We start from the raw sequence: 7149 nt of genomic DNA, 5'->3' as shown, positions 1-7149 counted from the left end.
TGACCGCGCCCGACACGTCCCACGCCTGCCGGCGTACCAGCCTTCGCCTTCCGAAATCGGCCGGCTACAGCGCGCCAACGGGCTTGCGAGATCTTTTGGAAGCGGTAGAAACGATGCTGTGATTCAACAGGGATTCCCACGCGCCCTGGTCGTGCTGCTCGGAACAGCGGCCGCCGTGGTCACATTGGCCGGGATTCAGGCGGTCGGATCGATCCTCGGGCCCGTCGTCCTGGCGCTGACCCTGGTGATCGCCGTATCCCCGCTGCGCAGCTGGCTGTCTCGGCATCGAGCCCCCACCTGGATGCAGATCGTCATCCCACTCGCGGTGGTGCTGCTGGTTCTGCTCGGCATGATCGCGGTCCTCAGTCTCGCCGCCGCGCAACTCGCCCTCCTGGCACCCACCTACGCCACCCAGTTCAACGAGATGGTGACGGACCTCCAGCACTGGGCGGCCGGCCTCGGCTACGGAAGCGAGCAGCTCAACAAGGCGCTGTCCTCGCTCGACCCGGGCAAGGTGATCGAGGTGGCACAGGGCCTGCTGAGCAGCCTGATGAGCGTTATGTCCAGTCTCTTCCTGATCGTGGTGCTGCTCCTGGCCATGAGCCTGGACGCCCCGGTCTTCTCGCGGATCGTCGACGCGGCCGCCGTCGAGCGCCCTGCCCTCGCGCTGGCTCTCAAGACCTTCAGTTACCGGACCCGCCGCTATCTGATCGTCTCGACGTTCTTCGGCCTGATCTGCTCGGCTCTCGACGTCGCCGCGCTCTACGCGCTGGGCGTGCCCCTCCCGCTGCTGTGGGGGGTGCTCGCACTGATCACGAACTACATCCCGAACATCGGGTTCATCCTCGGCCTGATCCCGCCCGCGCTGCTCGGGCTGTTGGAGGGCGGGCCGAAGACCATGCTGCTCGTGATCGTCGCGTATCTCGCGATCAACGTGGTCATCCAGTCGTTCATCCAGCCCAAGTTCCTCGGCGACGCAGTCGGTCTGTCGACCACCACGACGTTCCTGTCGTTGATCGTCTGGGCGTGGGTCCTGGGGCCACTGGGCGCCCTTCTCGCGATCCCGCTGAGCCTGCTCGTGCGCGCTCTGCTCATCGACAGCGATCCGGCCAGCAAGTGGGCAGCGGCCCTGCTCTCCGGCACTTTGCCCGAACCCGAACCGCCGCAGCCGTCCGGCCCGGCACCGAAGTCGGCCCCGCCACAGGCCGCATCCTGAAACCGGCCGAGCGCGCGGCGTACTGTCGGAACATGCGGCGATGGGACATCGACGAGCGGCAGACCGGAATAGCCGACGGTTCCGCCATGGAGCCGGAGGTCCGCGGGCTTCTCGACGCGATGCGGCGGGACGGCTGGGTCGCTGAAGAGCCGGACGAGCACCTGCTCCCCCACCTGCGTCGCGCCTGCGGAACGGAGTGGCTGCTGACCGGCGAGCGCCTGCTGGAGGACGGCGTCTATGAGGTCACCGTCTCGCTCGCCGGCGATCGGGAGGGCGTCCACGTGCACCGCGACGTGGTCCGGCTCCTGTCGGCGATCGCCGAGGCCGTCTTCTTCGTACGGCAGCGCGAGCCCGGCGTGTTCGAGTGCGTCACGGGTGTCCTGGACGGCGACTCACCCGGCTTTGGGAGTCATGGCCATCTTGTCCGGCTGATCGTCACGTGATCTCCTTTCGTACCCCGGGTTGGTCACGCGCGGCGTCCACGGGAGCCTCCGGCGCCTGTCTGCGGCTCCACGGAATGGCCGCGATGATCAGCGGGAACAGCACGATGGAGCTCATCGCCCAGGGCTTGTGCAACTCGTACCAGGCTTCGCCGGGGAACTGGGTGAGCACGAGGTATCCCACGGCCGCCCACAGGCAGGATCCCAGGATCGCGGGCCAGGCCCAGCGGGTGGGGCGGGCGATCAGGAACGGCATGAACCACAGCAGATACTGCGCACCGAGCCGCGGCGTGAAGATCATGAATGCCAGCAGGATCGCGATCGTGACGTCGACCGGGTGGGCCTTGCGCCACCAGATCAGACAGGCGATCAGCGAGGCGTAGATCAGGTACTGGCCGATCCTGGCCGGAGTCGGATCGAGATTCCACTCTCCCCCGCTGAGCAGGGCCGTCCAGCCCCAGTCGCCCGTGATCGGCCGCACGTCGCTCGGCCGCAGCCCGATGGCGTTGAGCACGTCGGCCAACTCGCTCCATCGGGTCCAGCCGCCGATCGGCAGCGACAGCAAGAACAGGATGGGCGGGACGCCGGTCGCGACCAGCGAGACCAGGCGGGAGCGCAGTCCCGGGAGCAGCATCAGCAACGCCGGCACGAGGATCACCGGCCAACTCTTGGCACACAGCGCGAGCCCCATCAGCAGGCCCGCCCACACCGCTCGGCCGGTGGCCGCGCGGTCCGCTTCCAGAGGGTGCGTGAGGCGGCGCAGCAACTCACTCGGCCGCGCCCAGGGCAGCGGCCGCGGGCGACGCCAGCCTTCGGGCCCGCGTGCCACGACGTACGCGCCCACGGCGAAGACCAGGGAGACCGGCTCGACCTGGCCGTGCACGGATGCGACGAGGATCGCCAGCGGGTTGCATGCGTACTGGAACGCCCTCAGCCGTACGGCGGAGCCGCCGGCCAGCTTGCCGACCAGCGGGATGAGCGCGATGTCGGCGGCCACGGTCACCAGCCTGCCGGTGACCTCCCAGGGGATGCCCAGCCAGAGCAGCAGGCCGTACATGTAGGGGATCGTCGGCAGGAAGTGCCACCCGCCGTTGCTCTCCAGCACCGGGTCGCGATGGTTGAGGATGGCCTCGCCGGCCGGCTTGAAGCTGCCGACGTAGTCGGGTGGCTGCCATCCGTCCGTGGCGGCGATCACCAGGATCAGCGCGCGGACACCGACGCCGACCGCCAGGGTCACCGCGAGCGAGGGCTTCCAGCCTTTCCGCTCCGCGACGACGGCGATCACGACTCCGGCGATCAGAACCAGGGCTGTGTGAATTGCGTAATGCATGGCGATGCCAAGCGTGCCCCACAACCGGCGAAAGAGGCGACTCGATGGAAGATTTCCCGAACCAACGGTCGCATTCTGTCACCATTCGCGGTATTCTGATCACTCTGTGTAACAGACGGGGAGACCTCGATGAAGATGCGGCTGTGGATCACCCTCACCGTGGCGACCTTCGTGGGCATGCTCATCGGCCTGCTGGCTCCAACGCGCAGTGGCGGCCGGCACGACAGGTAAAGGGGGGTGGTTCCTGTCGCGCCGGCCGCCGGATCACGGCCGGGTGGAGTGCACGGGGGCTGCCCCGGTCCACCCGGCCCTGGTCACCGAGGAGGCCGGGATCAGAAGCCGGCGGTCACCCGGGTGAAGTCCCAGTCGTTCTGGGCGATCCCGCTGCAGTTCTCGGACACGCCGCCGTTGGGGCAGGGACGGTCACGGTTGACGGACCAGAAGGCGAGCCTGCCGAGCCCCTTCGACTTGGCGTAGTCCCGGATCTTGGTCCAGGTCTCCAGGGAGGTCAGCTCACGCTGGTCGGACAGGCCGTTCATGCCCGAGATGCCCATGTGGGCGTACGCGGTCGTGTCGGACCAGCCCCAGGCGGACTTGAGCGCGTTCTTGAGCCCCTCCGCCGCGCTGACCGTGTTCCCGTACATGTCGGCGCCGCCGCCGAAGTCGAACGGCATGATCGTGTAGTTGTCGATGTCGACGCCGAGGGCCTTCGCCTGGTTGATCAGCCGGGTGCCGTAGTACGTCGGCCCGGTGGTGGCGGTGCCGAACGTAACAATGATCTTGACGTTCGGGTTCTTCTGCCTGACGATCTTCAGAGCGTTGAGGATGCGGTCCTGCACCGTGGTGTTCTCGAACTCGTCGGAGTTCTCGATGTCGAAGTCCACCGCGGCCGGCTTGTGGGCGTCGATGACCTTCTGAACCGCGTCCGCATAGGCGGCCGGCGTGGAGCAGTTCGGGCCGAGCTTGTTGCCCGACCAGCCGCCGAAGGAGATCTGCACGTTACCGCCCGCGCCCTTGATCTGGGAGATCGCCGCAGCGTCCTGGCCGCCCAGCAGCGGACGCTGACCATCCCAGGCGGGGTTGCATCCGCCGCTGGCGAGCATGAACGCCATGGTGAATTCCTTGATCCCGGTGGCGTTCATGACCGTGACCGGGCTGGGCGGGCTACCCCAGCCCGTGTAGAGGTACGGCGCCCCCGGCATCTTGCCGCCACCACCACCACCGCCGCCGCAGCCTGCCGTGGTCGCGGTCACCGCCGAGCTCGCCACCGACTCGCCGCTCGAGTTGTACGCCTTGACGGTGTAGGTGTGCGTCGTGCAGACACCGAGTCCGGAGATGGTGGCGCTGGTCCCGCCGGCGGTCGCGGCCACGGTCGTGCCCTCGTACACGCGGTAGCCGGTCACGGTGCCCGAGGAGGCACCCCAGCGCAGCGAGATCGAGTTGTTGGTCGTCCCGGTGACGCTCGGCGTGCCCGGCGTGCCCGGCACTCCCGCCGGAGGCTTGGAGGTCGGGCTGGGGCTCGGGCTGGGCGTTCCGCCGCCTCCGCCGGTGACCTTCCACAGGGCCGGGACGTTCGACGGCTCCCACCCGGGCAGGGAGGTGTGGCCCTGGATGCACTCGTACTCGACGCCGTTGTAGGTCACCCGGTCGCCGGTCTTGTAGGCGGTCCACGCCTGCCAGGCCGAGGCGGCGGCCGTCACGCTGGTGGTCGCGGCGGCCTCGCCGTACGCGACCGGAGCGGTGGCCGCGACGCCGGCCACCGACAGTGTCAGCGCCGCGAGAGTCGCTGTGATTGTGCGACTTGCTCTCATGACTGTCCTTCTGGGGAGGGGATGGGGGGTGTTATCGAGCGGGGAGAGATCAACCGAGGCCGTTGAGGTACGCCCGATGGTTGCGGGAGAACTCGAAACCGTTGTACTTGTCCCAGTTGATGGACCACGTCATCAGGCCTCGTAGGCCAGAGAAGACGCCGTGCGGCCGGTAGGAGCCGCAGCCGGTCCCCTTCGCCAGGCAGCTGAAGGCGCTCTGCACCTGGGCCACCGTGGTGAAGCCGTTCCCGGCCCACGGCGCGGCCGGTAGGCCGATCGCCACCTGGTCGGGACGGAGCGGAGGGAAGGTGGCGCCGCCGGCCACGGGGAAGCCGGTGAGCAGCATGTCGGTCATGGCGATGTGGAAGTCGGCCACGCCCATCGTGTGGTACTGGTTGTCAAGGCCCATGATCGGCCCGGAGTTGTAGTCCTGGACGTGCAGCAGCGTCAGATCGTCACGCAGGGCGTGGATCACCGGCAGGTACGCCCCGGCGCGCGGGTCGGCCGTGCCGTTCGTGCCGGCGCCGTAGAACTGGTAGCCGAGCTGGACGAAGAACGTCTCCGGCGCCATCGTCAGCACGAACTTCGAGCCGTACTTCGCCTTGAGCGTCTTGATGGCGGAGATCAGGTTCACGACGACGGGGGTGGTCGGGTTCCTGAAGTCGGTGTCGCCCTTGTTCAGCGACAGCGAGTGACCCTCGAAGTCGATGTCGAGGCCGTCCAGGCCGTATTTGTCGATGATCGCGCTGACGGACTGGACGAACTTGTCCCGGGCCGCGGTGGTGGTGAGCTGCACCTGGCCGTTCTGGCCGCCGATCGAGATGAGCACCTTCTTGCCGGCCGCCTGCTTGGCGCGGATCCCCGCGATGAAGTCCGCGTCGCTCTCCACGTTGGGACACTCGGCGACCGGGCAACGCTCGAACCGGATGTCACCGGACGTGACCGACGTCGGCTCGCCGAAGGCGAGATCGATGATGTCCCAGTCGTTCGGCACATCGGCCATCCGGACGTAACCGGAGCCGTTGGCGAACGACGCGTGCAGGTAGCCCACCAGCAGTCGCTTGCCGTTCGGCGGCGGTGGCATGGGCGTCGGTGTCGGGGTGGGCGTCGGCTTAGGACTCGGCGTCGGCGTCGGCGTCGGCTTAGGACTGGGAGTCGGTGTCGGCGTCGGCTTAGGACTGGGAGTCGGTGTCGGCGTCGGCTTAGGACTGGGCGTGGGGGTCGGGCTCGGGCTGGGGGTGGAGCCGCCGGGGCCGTCGAGCACGATGTCGTCCGCGTAGTAGGCGCCCTGGCCGTACCAGCCGTTGACGTAGATCGTCACGCTGTTCGTCGAGGATCCCGTCGTGAACGAGGTGGTGACCTGCTTCCACGTCGAGCCGGGAGAGGCCCAGGTCTGCGCGTCCGTGGTGCCGGTGCCGGTCGCGCCGAGGAACACGTAGTTGCCCTGGACCCAGGCCGACAGCGCGTACGACGTGGACGGCCGCACGCTGATCGTCTGCTGGCAGCGGGCGTAGTCGCTCCCTGCGGGGATGGCCGACAGGGCCTTCGTCCCGCCGTGCACCGGGCTGGACACGGTCTGGGCGCCGGAGGCCGCCGAGCAGGTCCAGCCGTCGAGGCCGGACTCGAATCCCGGATTGGCGACGATGTTGGCGGCCGATGCGGTCCCGGCCCACAGGCCGGTCGCCCCCAGCGCCAGTACGGCTATCGCCGCCAGATTTCGCACGGACACATTCGTCTCACTTTCACCGTGATCTTGCGAAATCTCGCAGGCGAGGTCGATGACCTGGCCTGACACTCATCATGATCTTGCAGAATTTATGACAAACGGCCATGAGTCGCGCCTGCACACTCCGTGATCTCGCAGTTGGGGAAGGAGTGCAAGATCACGGACGGTATTTCGCCGGCTCGGCGGGCATGGCTGCGAGATTCTGCAAGATCGCGGTTGATCTTTCCGCCGGTCGGGCCGACTGCGTGCGAGTATTCGCAAGATCACGCGGGGGGTTGGGGGGTGGAGGGGGGTGGTCGCGGTCATGGAATCCGTACGGCCGGCGCCTAACCGAGGCGGCCGGATAGGAACGGCGCCGGCCGTACGGCGATCAGGGGGCGCCCGGTGACGAGACGCGGACGGAGGGCTTCGGTTGTTGGAGGGCCATGGTTCGGCTCCGGTCAGCCTTTCTTTTAGGAAAGTTTCCTAAGAGTTAGTCGGATCGTAGCCCCATGGACGGCAGCCCCACAAGACCCAAACCGAAGCTTTCCTGACCCCGTCTGTCAGAGCCCCGGCAGCCTCCTCGTACGACGCGAAGAGGCCCGGCCCAGCCTGATGGCTGGACCGGGCCCGTCTTCACCCTGTTGACC

5 protein-coding genes are annotated in these 7149 nt (G+C 67.8%); 2 read left to right on the top strand and 3 right to left on the bottom strand.

Annotated elements, in window-relative coordinates; translation table 11 throughout:
• The first annotated feature begins 118 nt into the window (after positions 1 to 118).
• The gene (locus Mth01_RS28760) at positions 119 to 1216 is read left to right on the top strand and encodes an AI-2E family transporter (RefSeq protein WP_204019107.1); all 1098 of its coding nucleotides are present in this window, start codon (positions 119 to 121) and stop codon (positions 1214 to 1216) included.
• Positions 1217 to 1248: 32 nt separating this feature from the next.
• On the top strand, positions 1249 to 1659 hold the full coding sequence (locus Mth01_RS28755) for a hypothetical protein (protein ID WP_204019106.1): 411 nt from the start codon (positions 1249 to 1251) through the stop codon (positions 1657 to 1659).
• On the opposite strand, the gene Mth01_RS28750 is transcribed toward Mth01_RS28755, so the two are convergent.
• The 3 genes from Mth01_RS28750 to Mth01_RS30015 form a co-directional block, all read right to left on the bottom strand.
• Positions 1652 to 2986 (bottom strand): hypothetical protein, encoded by a 1335-nt coding sequence (locus Mth01_RS28750; protein WP_204019105.1) that lies wholly within the window; start codon positions 2984 to 2986, stop codon positions 1652 to 1654. The two genes, Mth01_RS28755 and Mth01_RS28750, sit on opposite strands and share 8 nt — an antisense overlap.
• A gap of 332 nt (positions 2987 to 3318) precedes the next feature.
• Complete coding sequence (locus tag Mth01_RS28745) at positions 3319 to 4797, bottom strand: carbohydrate-binding protein (RefSeq protein WP_204019104.1); 1479 nt, start codon at positions 4795 to 4797, stop codon at positions 3319 to 3321.
• Positions 4798 to 4846: 49 nt separating this feature from the next.
• On the bottom strand, positions 4847 to 6523 hold the full coding sequence (locus Mth01_RS30015) for a chitinase (protein WP_239090082.1): 1677 nt from the start codon (positions 6521 to 6523) through the stop codon (positions 4847 to 4849).
• Positions 6524 to 7149: the final 626 nt, after the last annotated feature.

This window comes from Sphaerimonospora thailandensis (genome assembly GCF_016863115.1).
In the GTDB taxonomy this organism is placed as follows: domain Bacteria; phylum Actinomycetota; class Actinomycetes; order Streptosporangiales; family Streptosporangiaceae; genus Sphaerimonospora; species Sphaerimonospora cavernae.
This window is presented reverse-complemented; position numbering and strand designations above follow the sequence as displayed.